The sequence below is a fragment of the Nocardiopsis alkaliphila YIM 80379 genome (assembly GCF_000341005.1).
Classification (GTDB): Bacteria; Actinomycetota; Actinomycetes; order Streptosporangiales; family Streptosporangiaceae; genus Nocardiopsis; species Nocardiopsis alkaliphila.
Window position 1 is genome coordinate 14,355 of the sequence record NZ_ANBD01000074.1, and the last position, 15,352, is coordinate 29,706.

Below are 15,352 nucleotides of genomic sequence, written 5' to 3' on the forward strand. Positions count from 1 at the left end.
CATGAGCGCGGAACCCCATTGGTTCAAGAGCAGCCACAGCTCGGCCGAGACCGGTTGCTGCGTCGAGGTGGCGATTCCGGCGCGCGCCGTGCTGGTGCGAGATTCCTCCGACCCCGATGCGGGTGTTCTGGACTTCGAGGCCGGGGAGTGGCGTGTGCTCCTTCAGGTGTCGGCTCGCGGGGAGAGGCCTGGGTCACTCCGATGACGTCGGGGGACCCCCGACCCGATCCAGCCACTCACGGACTCGATCGGTGTCGGGATGGTCCGTGCCCAATGCCCGCTCCCGGACGGCCAAACAGCGTGCGAACGGTTCCCGCGCCTTCGCGTGTTCTCCGGCCTCGAACGCGACCCGTCCCAGGTAGTAGTCGGCCTGCGCGGTGAGGAAGTGATGTTCCCCTAGATCGCGGGACCGGATCTGTCGAATGGCGAGGAACTCCCGCTCGGCCGTGGAGTGGTCTCCCCGGCGCATGGAGAGGTAGGCCAGGTTCTCTCGGGCGAGCAGCACACGACGGTTCTCGGGGTCCGACCCGTTTTCTCCGGCCTCCATCACGACGCGGAATCCGCCGGCGGCCTCCTCCCACTCTTCTCGTCGCAGGGCGATGAGAGCGAGCATGAACCGGGCCTCAAGCGTCACCTCGTGCTCGGGTCCGTGGTGGATCCTCCCGAGTTCCACCAACTCTCGGTACTCCGTTTCGGCCTCCTCCGTTCTTCCCATGTCGAGCCGGACTTCGGCGAACTGGTGACGGCGTTGCAGGGTGGTCTCGTGGAAGGGTCCGAAGACACGGCTGGTGAACGACACGGACTTGTCGACCAGCATCTCTGCCTCCTCCCTTCTGCCGGTGAGAATGAGCAGTCTCGAAAAGCGCAGATGGGTGGCGCTGAAGAGCGGCTCGATGGAGGCAGCCGGCCCATCGAAGAACTCCCTGTCCGGTGGGAGGCGCCTTGCGCGCTGGTCGAGCAGGGTGCTGTGGGCGAAGGTCTCCCACAGGGGGTCGTGTTCGCTTTGTCCATGGAGCAGGGCCTCCACCTGATCGAGGAGAGGTGTGTCCTTTTCCTCCAGACCCGAGAGCGTGGTCTCGGCCACCAGCGGATGCAGGAGCAGGGCGCGCTCTCCACCCCGGGGAACGACGCGGACCAGGCCGTGGGTCACCAGTGCGTTGACGCCCTGGGAGAAGGAGACCTCGTCCAATGGGTTCTCGGGGTCATCGAGCACACCGCCCGCGAGCTCCGACAGCGGTAGTCGGCGTAGGGGGACCGCCTGTCCCTGGGTGCCGAGCAGGGACAAGACCCGCAGCAGGGGGACGGCGTGGGGATGCTGTTCGGCGAGCAAGCGCAAAGACAGGTCCCAGACACCGGAGAGCAGGCCACGTCCACCGCCGGCCTCGTCTGCCTGCGGTCCGGCGAGTTCGTCGAGCCTGGTGACGTCGTCCTCCAGACGGTCGAGCAGGGCCCAGGCGTCGGGGAAGAGCACCTGGTGGGTGGCGAGGATGCGTCCGGCCAGGGAGAGCGCCAGGGGGACTCCGGCGAGCCGTTCGGCGAGTTCGGTCGCGCCGGGAAGTTCTCCCACACCCGCGTGGTCGGCCAGGGTCACGGCGGCGTCCGCCGGCTCCAGGGCTCGGAGTCGGTGCAGGGTCGCCGGCGCCCACAGCGCGGGATCGTCCACCCGGCTGGTGACCAGCACGAACCCGCCGGGGCTCGATCGCATCCAGCCGCGTTGTTGGCCGGGCCGGTGCTCGGGGTCGAGTTCCTCGGGTCGGTCGGCGTTGTCGATCACCAGTAGCCAGGGCCGAGTGGCGGAGTCCAGATGGCGCCACGCCCAGCGGGCGGCCTGCCGGGGGACGTCCTTGACGCCTTCGGCCTCCTGGCGAGAGCCGCCCAGTTCGATCGCGGCCTCCAGCATGCTCGGTCCGATCGAGTTCGGGCGGACCCAGAACACGGTCCATCCCTTGGCGCGGGCGTGTTCGGCCAACGCCGCCGCGACGGTGGTCTTGCCGAACCCACCGGGCCCGGTCAGCACGTGCGGCGCCGGAGCCCCGCGCACCATCGCGGCGCGAAGGGTCGTCAGAAGCTCGGCACGGCCGCGCACGGCGGTCGCGAGCCGGGGAGGATCCAAGGACACGTCCGCGACCTCAGGGGGCGCCTGGGGAGTGTTCACGGTGACGTCGCCGTGGACGTCGCGGACTTGGAGGAGCTGCCCGTACACGTGACCGTGGGCCGCGTTGTGGGCTTCGGGGGGTGAGGCCATGCACCCAATACTGCCCGACTCATGAGCGATCGTTCAGAACCTGTGAGACAAGCGGCGGCTTGACCTTGTAATACGTTATGTAATACGTTCAACGCATGGCGATGATCAGTTTCAGACCCGACGAGCAGACCGAGCACGAGCTGCGCGAACTCACTCAGGGGCGCGACCGTTCCACGGTCCTGAGGGAGATCATCCACGAGGCTTACGTCGAGCGGCAGTACGCCCAGGCCAGGGATGACGCCGAGCGGCTTCGACATGATGAGGTGGACAAGGCCGAACTCGCCCGTATCGCCGAAGAGATGGGTGACGGGGATGCGTGGTGATCTCTATCGACTTCGTACCGATCGGCGCCTTCAAGGCCACGAACAGCGTGGCCCTCGATATTGCGTCGAGTTGCAAGGTCCTTTCAACCTATCGACCGTGGTCGTCGCACCCACGTCGACCAGTGCGGGCCCGGCGATCTTTCGACCTGAGGTCAAACTGGTCGACGGCACCGTGACACGGGTGTTGGTCGATCAGATGCGTGCCGTGGATCGCGAGCTCAGACTGGGGGACTTCGCGGGGCGGCTCGACGCGCACGAACTGGACGAGGTCGACAAGGCGTGCCGCCTGATCCTAGGACTCCTCTGAGCCGGGCCGGCGAGTGGATGAGGGCGCCCTCCCGGGTGGGAGAGCGCCCTTCGTGGAACTGTGGGCTACAACCGTCCCTGGGCCTTGAGGTTGATGTAGGCGTCGGCCAGTGCCGGGGCGATGCGCTCGGGGCCGGCGTCCACGACCTCGGCGCCCATCCGGCGCAGCTCGGTGCTGATCCGGTGCCGTTCGCTGAGCGTGCGCTCGGCCGAAGCCGCCCGGTACAGGGCGTCGGCGCTGCCGCGCTCGGCCGCCATCTCCTCCACCTTGGGGTCCTTGATCCCCGCCACCAACAGCAGGTGGTGCGAGGAGAGCACCGGAAGGCGCGGCAACAACCCCTCCTCCAAGGCCGTGGCGTCCAGGTCGGTCAGCAGGACCACCAGCTTGCGGCTGCGTCCCTGGGCCAGGATCGCGCTGACCATTCCGGCCGGGTCGGACTCCACCAGTTCGGCTTCCAGCGGCGCCATGGCCTCCACCACACGATGCACCTGACTGCCCTTGCCCGAGGCCTTCACCTGGGCACGCACGGCTCGGTCGTAGGCCATGAAGTCCACCCGGTCGCCCGCCTTGCCCGCCAGTGCGCTGAGCAGCAGGGCGGCGTCCATCGCGTGGTCCAGGCGCGGGGTGTCGCCCACCCGTCCGGCCGAGGTGCGCCCGGTGTCCAGCACGATGAGGATGCGCCGGTCCCGCTCAGGGCGCCAGGTACGCACCACCACACCGTCGTTACGGGCGGTGGCGCGCCAGTCGATGGAACGCACGTCGTCGCCGGGTACGTAGTCGCGCAGCGAGTCGAACTCGCTGCCCTGACCGCGCACCATCGCGGTGTGCTGCCCCTCCAGTTCGCGTAGCCGGGACAGCTTGCCGGGCAGGTGCCTGCGGCTGTGGAACGGCGGCAGTGTCCGCACCGTCCAGGGTGCCTGGAGCGTACGCTGGCGCCCGGCCAACCCGAGTGGTCCGATACTGCGCACCGTCACCCCGGCGGAGTGGGCGTCGCCACGACGGGTGGGCGTGAGCGTGGTCGTCACCCGACGGCGTTCACCCGCGGCCACCCTCAAGGGGCGGGCCTTGGGCGAGGCGTGCGAGCTCGGTGGCCAGGCGTCGCGAACCGAGCCCTTCAGGCGTCGCCGGGTCGGATTGGTCACCAGGACCGACACCGAGGTCGAATCGCCCAGCCGCAATGACGTGTCACCCTCACGGGACAGCAGCAGCTTCCGGGGGGAGGTCGCCGCCACCAGGTCCAGCACGATGAGCAGCACCACCAGCCCCACGGCGACGTAGGCGACGGTCGCGCCGATCTGTCCGGAGATCGCCACCGCGCCCGTCGCGAGGAGGGCCAAGAGCGCGGCCCGGCCGGTGACCACCATCAGCGCGGCACCGGGACGGAGGCGAGCACACCATCGAGGATCCCGTCCGTGGTGGCGCCCTCCAGTTCGGCCTCCGGACGCAGCCCGATCCGGTGTCGCAGGGTGCCCTTGGCCAGGGCCTTGACGTCGTCCGGGGTCACGTAGTCACGACCCGACAGCCATGCCCATGCCCGGCTGGTGCGCAGCAGGGCGGTGGCACCACGAGGAGAGGCCCCCAACTGCAAGGACGGGGAGAAACGGGTGGCCCGGCACAGGTCCACGACGTATCCCAGGACCTCCGGGGCCACCCGCACCCGTGCCACGGAGTCACGAGCGGCCTGGAGTTCGGCGGCCCCGGCCACCGCGGTGACGCCCGCGGCGGCGAGGTCGCCCGGGTCGAAGCCCGCGGCGTGGCGACCCAGCATGTCGATCTCGGCGTCGCGTTCGGGCAACGGGACCGTCACCTTGAGCAGGAAGCGATCCAGCTGTGCCTCGGGCAGCGGGTAGGTGCCCTCGTACTCGACCGGGTTCTGGGTGGCCGCCACCATGAACGGATCGGGCAGTGCCACGGGGGCGCCCTCCACGGTGACCTGCCGTTCCTCCATCGCTTCCAACAGGGAGGCCTGGGTCTTGGGCGGGGTCCGGTTGATCTCGTCGGCCAGCAACAGGTTGGTGAAGACCGGACCCTTCATGAATTCGAACTCGGCCGTGTGCTGGTCGTAGACGAGCGACCCCGTCACGTCGCCCGGCATCAGGTCAGGGGTGAACTGGACTCGCTTGTGGTCCAGGGACAGGGCGGCGGAGACCGTGCGCACCAACAGTGTCTTGGCGACACCGGGCACACCCTCCAACAGGACGTGACCGCGGCACAGCAGTGCCACGACCAGACCGGTCACCGTCTCGTCCTGACCCACGACAGCCTTGGCCACCTCGTGGCGCAGGGCGGTCAGGGCGGCCCGTGCCTCGTCGGCGGAGGGCGGTGCCTGGGGTGTGAAGGCGCTCACGTGCCGTCTACCTCTCTCGATCCCTTGTCGGTTCTGGTCTGTGGGGGGACAACGAGGCCCTGAGGCCCTTGGTCAGCGCAATTTCCGGGTGAGTTCGTCCAACGCGTCTCCGAGGCGGAGCATCGCGCCGTCGTCGGTGGTGTAGGCGTCCACCGGCCCCGGGTACAGCAGACGTTCCAGGTCCCGTGGATCGTCGCCGGTCCGGGCGGCCAGCGCCGACACCACGGCGTCCGAGCTCGAGTCGGCGTTCAGCCCCAGCTTGGGCACCGAACGCTCCAGGAAACCGGCCCGTAGTGCGGCCACCACCCGATCACGGGCACCTCGGGAGCGGTACAGGCCCGCACGGCCCTCGGTGGTTTCCGAGGCGCGCACGAGCACGGGCAGCGATTCGGGCACCAGCGCGCCCATCCGACGTCCGCGCCAGAAGGCGAGCAACAACAGTGTCAGCGCGAGTGGGATCACCGACCAGCGCAGGCCCGGGGAGATCAGTTCCCAGATCTGGGAACCGCCCGCCTGCTCGGGGGCGTCCGGGCGTAGCCAAACGACGTTCTCCGCCCTCACCAGGTTCAACGCCAGCGCCGCGTTGCCGCCGGCGTCCAGTTCACGGTTGGTCAGGGGCGCACCGGTACCGAGCACGGTCGTGGTGGCACCGTGCGGAGAGTCCACCCTGATGAGCGCGGCGCCGCCTTCGGCCGGGTAGCAGTTCTGGGCGACCACGTCGTCGTCGACCGAGTACAGCTCACCGGCGACCCCGGCGGACCCGGCGGCCTCGGCGGCGGGCAGGGTGCACTCCGGTTCGAGGGAGTCCTCGTCGTCGGCCCGGCCGGTCACGTCCGCCCCTGGGGCGAAGGCCGCCAAGGAGCGTAGTGAGGGCTGGACGAGAACGGTGTCCACCCCCAGCTCGGCCAGGGTATCGAGTTCCTCGGGCAGGAGACGGTGGTCGAGGAAGACCAACAGCACGGTGTCCTCGCCCGAACGCTCCACGGCGCTCACGGCGGCCCCGGAGCCGCGTGCCACCGTGACGTCGGAATCCTCGCGAAGCAGTTGGGAGAAGGCCCGGGCGCCGCTCGGTTCGGGGTTGCCCGGCTCCAAATGACCGGAGGGGAACCGTTCGCTGCCCAGGGACAGCAGGGCCCCTACCAGGAACAAGGCGGTGAACAGGGCCAAGGGGACACGGATCCGGCGCCACAGGCGCAAGGCGTCGGAGCCATGCTCGACCGTGGACGCGGGGCTCGAAGGCCGGTCGGTGGCGGGTGGTGCGGTGGTCGTCATCGTCGCCCCTCTCGTGCCACCGGGTCCTCGGTGATCGTGGGGCGGGTGGAAGCGAGCCGCACGTCCAGTTCGCGTAGCGTACGTGCGGCCTCGGCGGTCGCGACCCGGTCCCCGTAGGCCACGTCGTTGAAGATACGGGCTCCCTCGAGCAGTCCTTCGGCCTCGCCGGGTAGCACGAGTGCGGCCTCGGTGGCGAGTTCGGTGGCGGTGCGTCCCGCCCGGGGGACGATGATCGTTCGTTCCTCCAGGTCCACGCTGATGGCGCGCAGGCGTTCGGCGATGGCCTCGGCGAACTCCCCAGCGGCCTCGTGGCGTTCGGCGGCGGCGCGATGGTCGGACGCCGACAGGGCCGTGCCCTCGTGCACCAAGGCGTCGGAGCGACGATTGCGCGATGGACGCAGGTACACGACCAGCACCACCACCGCGATCGCGATGAGCGACAGGAGCCCCGCCGCCCACACCCAACCGGGCACGACTCCGTCTCCGGCCGAGACCAGTCGTCCCAGCCATTCGTCCAACCAGGCGAAGAACCGATCGAGAAGCGAAGGCTCGTGCTCGCCGTACAGGGGGTCGGAGAGCTCCTCGATGGCGCGGCGGCGACCCTCGTCCCGGCTCACCTCCAAGGGCATGCTCATCGGCTTCACGCGCGCGGCTCCGGGAGGTAGATCTCCGGGCGGACCGACTCACCTCGCTGGGTGGCCTGGTGAAGCCTCAGGTCCAGACCCTCACGGCGCATTCGCAGGTCGATGTAGAGCAGGGTGTTCACTCCGGCCACGAACGGTTGGGTGACGGCGAAGAGCAGGACGGTGAGGACGTAGGTGAGGGCCCCGATCAGGATCGCGGTCCAGGCGGCGTCGGCCGCGGTGAAGCCGAGCACCATACCGAGCAGGCCCGCGGGCGCGCTCAGCACCATCTGGACCAGAGCCACGATGAGGGCGGCCAGGAGCCAGTAGCCCAGGGTGCGCCACCAGCTGCCCTTGGACAGGCGCCAGGAACGGGCCATGGCCCGGAAGGGGCCCATCCGTTCCAGCACGACGATGGGCATGGCGTAGTAGAGCCGGATCCAGATCCACATCGCCGGGGCGGCCACCACGAGCGCGGCCAGGAGAGCGAAGAGCAGGCCGAAGAGGCCGGCCGCGATGTCGCTTCCGGCGCCGACACCGATCATGACACCCACGAAGACACCGATGAGCACGGCCAAGAACGCGACGATGAGGACGACGACCAGGATGCCGAGCTTGGCCATGGCCAGACCGATGATGGCCCCGAAGCGGTCGCGGGCGGCGGCCCATGCCTGGCCCGGGGTGAGTTTGTGGCCGAGGACGGCCATGCCGACGACGGCGGCGAGCAGACCGAGCAGGACCGCGCCGCCCACGTAGACGATGAGCTCACCGAGGTACATGAGTGCCATGGTCAGCGGTGAGGACGGGAAGAGGGGGGCGTCGGGGTCGACCGCAGTGGGGTCGGCCATGATCTCGTCCATGAACGTGGTGTAGTCGTCCAGGAACAACGTCGAGGCGACGACGCTCAAGATGCTCGCGATGGCCATGACGACCATCGACAACCCCACCGTGGTCTTCGGGTTGTTGCGGACGTAGCTGAAGGCACCGTTGAAGACGTCGCCCAGGGACATGGGACGGAGCGCGACCACACCGGGCTTGGGGGCGTTGGGCCGGCCGTGACCATAGGGAGGGCGTTGCCCGTGGGCGCCGGACGAGGCGCCATGTCCCGGCGGGAGACCCGGGGGAGGGCCGTAACCGGGTGGAGGGCCTTGGGGAGGGCCACCGGGCACGCCGTACCGGTGAGGAACGCCGTATCCGGGTGGTGGCCCCTGGGACGGTCCGGACGGATAGGCGTATCCGGGCTGATCCGGCCCTTGCGGCCCGGAACCCGGAGCCGTGACGGGGGGTGCCGTATCCTGGCCGGGGACGGTCCAACCACCGCCCTTCGGAGCGGAGTCCCCAGACTCGGGCGACCGTTGCCCTTCGGCGCCTTCCGGGTGCTCCCCGAAGGTGTCCCGATGGTCGTCCCCCTGGCTCATCCGTCCCGCCCTCCATGAGGTTCGGTTACTCTGCGCGTACGTTCTCGCGCCGATTCTGACCTGTCGAAGACCAACCTACCGGGCGGTTCCACCGCTTATCAGCCCGGTTGGAGTGTGCTATAGGACAACCTACTCACTTCATTCCTTTTGTATGCTTTCTGTTACCGGCCGGCCGAGTCGCGAAGCCTTCCAGCTCTTTCTGGCCAGGAACGACGCCGCCGGTGGTCGAAAACCGTCCGAAAGGACCCGACACCGCTGACCGTTCTTCCCGCCGCGCCCACAGCCGGCAAGGTTGGAGAAGAAAACGCGGTTCCCCGGCTCCCCGGAGCGGGAGCCCCGGGCACCGAACCACTGACGCCGCTTGAGTGTTCCAGGAGAGAGGAGTAGGTGCCGGACCCCGCCGCCCACGAGGCGGTGGCGATCTCCGGTGCCGGACACACCGATGAAGGGACGTGTACTGGTTGTCGATGATGACCTCGCCCTCGCCGAGATGCTGGGCATCGTGTTGCGGGGTGAGGGGTTCGAGCCCTCGTTCGTCCATGATGGGGACAAGGCCCTGGAGGCCTTCCGCGAGACCAAGCCGGACCTGGTCCTCCTCGACCTGATGCTCCCCGGTGCCGACGGGATCGACGTGTGCCGTCAGATCCGCGCCGAGTCCGGGGTGCCCATCGTCATGCTCACGGCCAAGAGCGACACCGTCGACGTCGTTCTGGGCCTGGAGTCGGGGGCGGACGACTACATCGTCAAACCCTTCAAGCCCAAGGAGCTCGTGGCCCGTGTGCGGGTGCGACTGCGCCGTACCGAGGAGCCGGCTCCCGAGGTCCTCCAAATCGGAGACATCCACATCGACGTCGCCGGCCACGCCGTGCGGCGTGACGGCGAACAGATCAGCCTCACTCCGCTGGAGTTCGACCTCCTGGTCGCCTTGGCCCGCAAGCCGCGTCAGGTCTTCACCCGTGAGGTGCTCTTGGAGCAGGTCTGGGGCTACCGTCACGCCGCCGACACGCGCCTGGTCAACGTCCACGTGCAGCGACTACGCGCCAAGATCGAGAAGGACCCGGAGCACCCCGAGGTCGTCGTGACCGTTCGCGGTGTCGGCTACAAGGCCGGTACCGCCTGAGTCGTCCGGGGCCCACATGACCGTGTCCGAACCCGAGGAGGGGCGGGCGTCCGACCCCCACGGGGAACGGTCCGCCCCGGCCTCCGGGCTGCCCACCTCCAATGATGGCGGACAGCCCGATCACAGCACCGGCCTGACCCGTGCCTACCTCCTCGCCCAACGCGCCGCGCGCGCACTGGTGAGAGGGGTGCACACCAATTGGCGCCGTTCGCTCTACCTGCGGGTCATCAGCACGACCCTGGTCCTGTCCCTGCTCGTCATGGCGGGGCTGGGGCACGTGCTGATCTCCGAGGTGCGCGGAGGGCTGCTGGAGGCCAAGATCAACGCGGCGGTCAACGACCACCGCGCCGGGCTCAGTTACGCCCTGACCGAGTTGCGGGAGAACGAGGCCGGCGACCGAGACCGCTTGCTCAACAACATCGCACGGGAATTGACCGGTCGTAGTGGGGAGACCGGGCTGTACGGCGTGGTGGTCCTGCCTTCGGTGAGCGACGAGCGGGGCTGGGCGACCGTCGACGAGGAGACCGTCAACGAGAGCGTGCCGGAGCGATTGGTGGAGCAGGTCCGGCACTCCGAGCTGCCCGACCAGCAATACCACACCTACACACGCATCGAGACCGAGGGCGGCACGGTCGATCCCGCGCTGGTCGTGGGCGCGCAGCTCACCCACGCCTACGAGCTCTACTACGTCTTCCCGCTCCAGCACGAGCAGGAGATCCTGAACCTGGTCCAGAACACGGTCTCGCTCGTGGCCGTGCTGCTGGTGATCCTCCTCGGACTCATCGCGTTCATGATCACCCGTATGGTGGTCACCCCCATCCGCTCAGCGGCCCAATCCGCCGAACGTCTGGCCTCAGGAGACCTCGCCGAACGTATGACCGTACGGGGCGAGGACGACCTGGCCAGGCTCGCGGTCTCGTTCAACGACATGGCGGGCACCCTCCAGGAGAAGATCCAGGAACTGGAGGAGCTGTCCAAGCTACAGCGCCAGTTCGTCTCCGACGTCTCCCACGAACTGCGCACCCCGCTCACCACCATTCGTATGGCCGGTGACCTGCTCTTCGACGACCGTGAAGAGCTCGACGCCTCCCACCGACGTTCGGTGGAGTTGCTCCAGAGCCAGGTGGAACGCTTCGAGGAGTTGCTCTCCGACCTGTTGGAGATCAGCCGCCACGACGCGGGAGCCGCCACACTCGGATCCGAGTCCGCCGACATTCGGGACTCCGTGATGAAGGCGGTCGGTGACGCCGAGCAGATCGCCGAACGCCGTGGGATCAAGGTGATCCTGAGACTGCCCGCCGAACCCTGTGTGGCCGAGTTCGACACCCGCAGGATCAACCGCATCCTGCGCAACCTCGTGGTCAACGCCATCGAGCACAGTGAGGGGCGTGACGTCGTGGTCGCCGCGGCCGGGGACCGTGACGCCATCGCCGTGGCCGTGCGTGACTACGGGGTGGGGCTCAAGGAAGGGGAGGAGCACCTGTGCTTCGACCGTTTCTGGCGGGCCGACTACTCCCGAGTGCGTACCACCGGCGGTACCGGGCTCGGCCTGGCCATCGCCAAGGAGGACGCCGCACTGCACGGCGGTTGGCTCCAGGCGTGGGGTATGCCCGGTCAGGGCTCCCAGTTCCGGTTGTCCCTACCTCGGCGCTCCGGTGCCGAACTCCGTGGCTCTCCACTGCCCCTGGTCCCACCGGAGATCGCGCTGGGCCGCAACTTCACCTCCCTGGGAGAGCCCTCCGCCAAGGTGCACGGCGGTACCGATGACGAGGAGGTCCTGTGAGCCACAAGGTGGGCCCGGCGCCGCTGGGCCGAATCGTGAGGTCCATCGCCGCGTCCACACTCGCCTGTGTGTCCCTGGCGGCCTGCGCGACCATCCCCATGACCGGTCCCGTCGTCCCCGGCGAGGGTGGGTACGTCTCCGGTGACCCCTATGACGGGTACGTGCGTCTGTTGCCCGCCGGCCCCCAGCCCGGGGTGGCCCCCGAAGGGCTGGTCGACGGCTTCCTCAAGGACATGGGCAGTTTCGAGGAGGAACACAAGGCGGCCCGCAGCTACATGCTCGCCGAGACCGCCGAGGAATGGTCGCCCAACGGTGCCGTGAGCGTGCTCAACGACCTCGACGCCGCCGACTTCGACGCCGAGATCGGCGCCGACGGTCTCACCGCCACCGTCCTGGTACGCGGCAACCAGGTGGCCGACATCGACGAAAGCGGCAAGTACGTTCCCACCCAGGTCGGGGCCACCCTCCTAGAGGAGACCTTCACCTTGGCCCGGGAGAACGGCGACCCCGAGGGAGAGTGGCGGATCCGGGACCTACCGGACGAGTTGCTCCTGAGTGAACTCGACATCGAACGTACCCACCGACCGTTCAACCTCTACTACTTCAACCCCGAGGGAACGGCGTTGGTCCCTGACCCGGTCTACTTGCCGGTGAGCCCCGACCAACCCGCGGAACGGCTGCTCCGCAAGCTCATCGCCGGCCCCACCGACTGGCTCGCCCCCGCCGTCAGGTCCGCCTTCCCAAAGGACGCCTCCGTGTCCCTGGAGGTCGACTCCCAGCACGCCGTGATCAACGTCCACGGCGTCGGTGGCATCGACGAGTACGAGATGGGGGCCCAGGTCGCCTGGACACTGCGGCAGTTGCCGGAGGTCCAAGAGTTCACCCTCAAGATCAACGGTGAGGAGGTCGCCTTCCCCGACTCCGATGGGGAGAGCGCTGATCGACCGCGTCCGGGTAGCGATCTTTGGTCGCGGGTGAGCCCCGGAGCCACCTCGGATGACATCCGGGGTTATTACACGCAAGAGGGACAGTTGTGGTCCGCATCCGACTGGAGCCCCGAAGGTTCCAACGACGCGGAGCCCGTCCCGGGACCGCTCGGGCGGGGCGACGTCCAGCTGGACCGGTTCGCGGTCTCCCTCGACCAGAGCGTCATCGCGGGTATCACCCTGGGGGGCGGCGAGGTCGTCACCGGTTTCGCCAGTCCGGGCGCGCAGACCCGTGAGGTACTCGACGAAGGCGTGTTCACCGATCTGTCCTGGGACGTCAACGGTGATCTATGGGTGGTGGAGGAGACCAGGGAGGACGACGAAGAGGAGGAGGACACCGGCGACGGTGCCTCGGCGGCCGAGGGTGGCCCTGATCTGAGCGGTACCGGAACCGAGGAGCCCCCCGGCCCCGGTGACAGTGCTCTGTGGCTGCTTCGTGGCGGAGACGAGGTGGTCCGAGCCCAGGTCAACGGGTTGCGCGATCACTCCCTGGTGAGCTTTCGGATCTCCCGTGACGGAACCCGTGCCGTGGTCATCACCGAACAGGATGGGCAGCGTGCCCTCAAGGTGGGCCGGGTGGTCGAGGACGAGGATGGCCAGGTCACGGTGGGTTCCTTCATCGCCTTGGGGCAGGAGGTGCAGGAGATCACCGCCGTCGCATGGCGTTCGAGCGACCAACTGGTCGTGCTGGGCAGTCGCGAGGGCGGCACGCATCAAGCTCTCTTGGTCGCCTTGGACGGTGGTACCCCGGCGGCCAGTGCCGGCACCCCAGGGGCAGGAATGGTCACCATCTCCGGAGCCCCCGGCCAGCCCTTGCTCGCCGGGTCCGATGATGGCAACATCTGGGCCTCCAACGATCCTTTGAACTGGCAGAACATCGTCGAAGGCGGGGCCCCCACCTTTCCGGGATGACCGGGTTTCCGATTGTCCACAGGGCGTGGAGCGCCCCTGGCGGGGGCGGTGTCGGAGGGGGATCCTGGAGGCATGGATCAGCCTTCCACGGCCTCACGGTGGGGGCTCCGGGGCCCACTGGCCGGGCTCGGACGCTTCCCGTCCGCCTTCCTCACCGCCCTCCTCGACCTGTTACTGCCACGAATCTGCGCGGGCTGCGCCGGCCCGTACGGTCCACTCTGTACCGACTGTCGAACATTGATGCTGCGTGCGCCGCACCCCTGTGCTCCTCGAAGGGGCTGTCCATCGGTCTGGGCGGCAGGAGGTTACGCCGGCCGGGAGCGCCGGGTTCTGCTGGCCTACAAGGAACACGGTGATCCCCGGTTGGCCGAGGTCCTGGGGGAGCGGTTGGCCACCGCCCTTCGGTCCTCGGGTCGGGTGGGGCCGGACGTCCTGTTGGTGCCGGTCCCCGGCCGTCGAGGTGGCGACCCCCGAGATGGTCCGGTCGATCGGCTGGCCCGGGAGTGTGCCCGATCCGCGGGGGCGGGCCGCGTGCGGGGAACGGCCCACGTCCTGAGATACCGGTACGCGGTGCGACGACAGGTGGGCCTGGGACGGGCGGACCGCCTGACCAACCGGGCCGGGGTCTTCGTCGCGAGCCCGTTGCCCTTGGAGTTCCAGGGGAGCGCCGTGGTCGTGGTGGACGACGTTCTCACCACCGGGGCCACGATCGCCGAAGCGGCTCGGGCCCTTCGTGCCGGAGGTTTCCGGGTGTTGGGCGCAGTGGTGGTGGCGGAGCGGACACGGCCGCCTCCGGCTGGTGGCGCCCCAAGGGCCGAATGTTTTACAAACCCCGCTGAACAAGCGAGAAGCGCCGTTCTGTAAGGGTTTGCGGCAATTAATCGGAAACCGAGACCCCCTCCACTACCTGACATACGGGCCGGGACAGGTTACGGTCCAGGTATGGCACCCGTCCGGGTCCGTGGTTGCGCCGGAACACCGACTCCTCTGGGAACACCGGAGGGCTCCTCCGGCAAGCCGATGCCAGGCGCAGGCGAAACGGCCCACGTAAGGCGACTTTTCGTCGACCGATCACGGTGCGCCTTAGAGGTAAGTCCTGCCCCGCGGAGGGTCCCGATGTCCCTCATGACAGGGAGAAGAGCAGTAGTCGCGTTCAAGAGCGGCGACACTCTCAGCAGGCGGATGTGGGGACGAAGACCAGGTCGGCCGGGCGGGTGGCATGCCGACGCAGAGGGGTTCGTCGTTTCCGGAGCGGATGCTCCGGGGGTGCGGGCCCCGGCTCGGTCTCCTCGGACCAGTGAAACCCGTCATGGCCGTTTCGATGTGCCTTTGAACTCCGGTCTCACCGGTCGCCGTGGCGTTTGCCTTCGTGGGCCTTCACGGGTTCTTCGAGGCTCTTCCCCCTGGGTTCGCGGTCTCCAACCCCGATCGGATCCGCTCCGAACACGGCCGTGGCCCCCATGCCCGGTTCAATGGTCCCCGCCAATCAGGTACCCAGGTCGGGTGATGACCCTGTTCCCGGTGGGTATACGCACTTTCAAACGGGCCGAGTCCCGGCTCGAATCGACTGGGGGAAGGGGGACAGCGCGTCACACCTCTCCTCGGTAGGGGGGAGGAGCAGAGCCAGCCTGGCCGTCGTCTTCAGGACGGCCACGCGATGAAGGGGGTCCTATGGACATCATCGTCAAGGGTCGACGCACCGGTGTGAGTGAGAAGTTCCGACAGCACGTCGAGAACAAGCTCGACAGGCTCTCCAAGTGGGAGCGAAAGGGCATGAGCGTCGATGTGGAGGTGTCCCAGGAGCGCAACCCCAAGCTCGCCGACGTTCGCGAGCGGGTTGAACTGACCATCCACTCCGATGGCCCGGTCATCAGGAGCGAGGCCGCGTCCGTGGACCGCCACGGCGCCTTGGACCTCGCCCTCGACAAGATCGAAGCCCGTCTTCGTAAGGCCGCGGACCGTCGCAAGGTCCACCGCGGCAACCGTACTCCCGTCTCCGTGGCGGCCGCCCCCGCC

Annotated in this window: 14 protein-coding genes; 8 read left to right on the forward strand and 6 right to left on the reverse strand. The window is 68.5% G+C overall.

Features of this window, described 5'->3' with window-relative positions:
• Position 1 precedes the first annotated feature (1 nt).
• The gene (locus D472_RS0111470; protein ID WP_017604625.1) at positions 2-205 is read left to right on the forward strand and encodes a DUF397 domain-containing protein; all 204 of its coding nucleotides are present in this window, start codon (positions 2-4) and stop codon (positions 203-205) included.
• Here D472_RS0111470 and D472_RS0111475 read toward each other — a convergent pair.
• Positions 194-2,245 (reverse strand): tetratricopeptide repeat protein, encoded by a 2,052-nt coding sequence (locus D472_RS0111475; RefSeq protein WP_017604626.1) that lies wholly within the window; start codon positions 2,243-2,245, stop codon positions 194-196. The two genes, D472_RS0111470 and D472_RS0111475, sit on opposite strands and share 12 nt — an antisense overlap.
• 95 nt (positions 2,246-2,340) lie before the next feature.
• Between D472_RS0111475 and D472_RS0111480 the strand changes: the two genes are divergently transcribed.
• A complete protein-coding gene (locus D472_RS0111480; protein ID WP_239642958.1) occupies positions 2,341-2,568 on the forward strand; it encodes a hypothetical protein in 228 nt (75 codons plus the stop codon).
• On the forward strand, positions 2,558-2,875 hold the full coding sequence (locus D472_RS0111485) for a type II toxin-antitoxin system PemK/MazF family toxin (RefSeq protein ID WP_017604628.1): 318 nt from the start codon (positions 2,558-2,560) through the stop codon (positions 2,873-2,875). Before D472_RS0111480 ends, D472_RS0111485 begins: the two co-directional genes overlap by 11 nt.
• Positions 2,876-2,940: 65 nt before the next feature.
• On the opposite strand, the gene D472_RS0111490 is transcribed toward D472_RS0111485, so the two are convergent.
• From D472_RS0111490 to D472_RS0111510, 5 genes are all read right to left on the reverse strand, one after another.
• Positions 2,941-4,239: a DUF58 domain-containing protein gene (locus D472_RS0111490; protein ID WP_017604629.1), complete on the reverse strand. Its 1,299-nt coding sequence runs from the start codon at positions 4,237-4,239 to the stop codon at positions 2,941-2,943.
• A complete protein-coding gene (locus tag D472_RS0111495; RefSeq protein ID WP_017604630.1) occupies positions 4,239-5,222 on the reverse strand; it encodes an AAA family ATPase in 984 nt (327 codons plus the stop codon). Before D472_RS0111495 ends, D472_RS0111490 begins: the two co-directional genes overlap by 1 nt.
• 72 nt (positions 5,223-5,294) lie before the next feature.
• The gene (locus tag D472_RS0111500) at positions 5,295-6,494 is read right to left on the reverse strand and encodes a DUF4350 domain-containing protein (protein WP_017604631.1); all 1,200 of its coding nucleotides are present in this window, start codon (positions 6,492-6,494) and stop codon (positions 5,295-5,297) included.
• Positions 6,491-7,129, reverse strand: a complete 639-nt coding sequence (locus D472_RS0111505; RefSeq protein ID WP_033303626.1) for a DUF4129 domain-containing protein — start codon at positions 7,127-7,129, stop codon at positions 6,491-6,493. The genes D472_RS0111500 and D472_RS0111505 overlap by 4 nt, the downstream gene beginning before the upstream one ends.
• Before the next feature lie 5 nt (positions 7,130-7,134).
• The gene (locus D472_RS0111510; protein ID WP_017604633.1) at positions 7,135-8,127 is read right to left on the reverse strand and encodes a glycerophosphoryl diester phosphodiesterase membrane domain-containing protein; all 993 of its coding nucleotides are present in this window, start codon (positions 8,125-8,127) and stop codon (positions 7,135-7,137) included.
• A gap of 850 nt (positions 8,128-8,977) precedes the next feature.
• Here D472_RS0111510 and mtrA point away from each other — a divergent pair.
• The 5 genes from mtrA to hpf all read left to right on the forward strand — a co-directional run.
• On the forward strand, positions 8,978-9,655 hold the full coding sequence (mtrA, locus tag D472_RS0111515) for an MtrAB system response regulator MtrA (RefSeq protein ID WP_017604634.1): 678 nt from the start codon (positions 8,978-8,980) through the stop codon (positions 9,653-9,655).
• 16 nt (positions 9,656-9,671) lie between these two features.
• Positions 9,672-11,438: an MtrAB system histidine kinase MtrB gene (mtrB, locus tag D472_RS0111520; protein ID WP_017604635.1), complete on the forward strand. Its 1,767-nt coding sequence runs from the start codon at positions 9,672-9,674 to the stop codon at positions 11,436-11,438.
• Positions 11,435-13,336, forward strand: a complete 1,902-nt coding sequence (locus tag D472_RS0111525) for an LpqB family beta-propeller domain-containing protein (RefSeq protein WP_017604636.1) — start codon at positions 11,435-11,437, stop codon at positions 13,334-13,336. The genes mtrB and D472_RS0111525 overlap by 4 nt, the downstream gene beginning before the upstream one ends.
• Before the next feature lie 72 nt (positions 13,337-13,408).
• Positions 13,409-14,200, forward strand: a complete 792-nt coding sequence (locus tag D472_RS0111530; RefSeq protein WP_026117598.1) for a ComF family protein — start codon at positions 13,409-13,411, stop codon at positions 14,198-14,200.
• A gap of 807 nt (positions 14,201-15,007) precedes the next feature.
• A partial coding sequence (gene hpf / locus D472_RS0111540) for a ribosome hibernation-promoting factor, HPF/YfiA family (protein WP_017604639.1) occupies positions 15,008-15,352 on the forward strand: 345 nt, incomplete at its 3' end.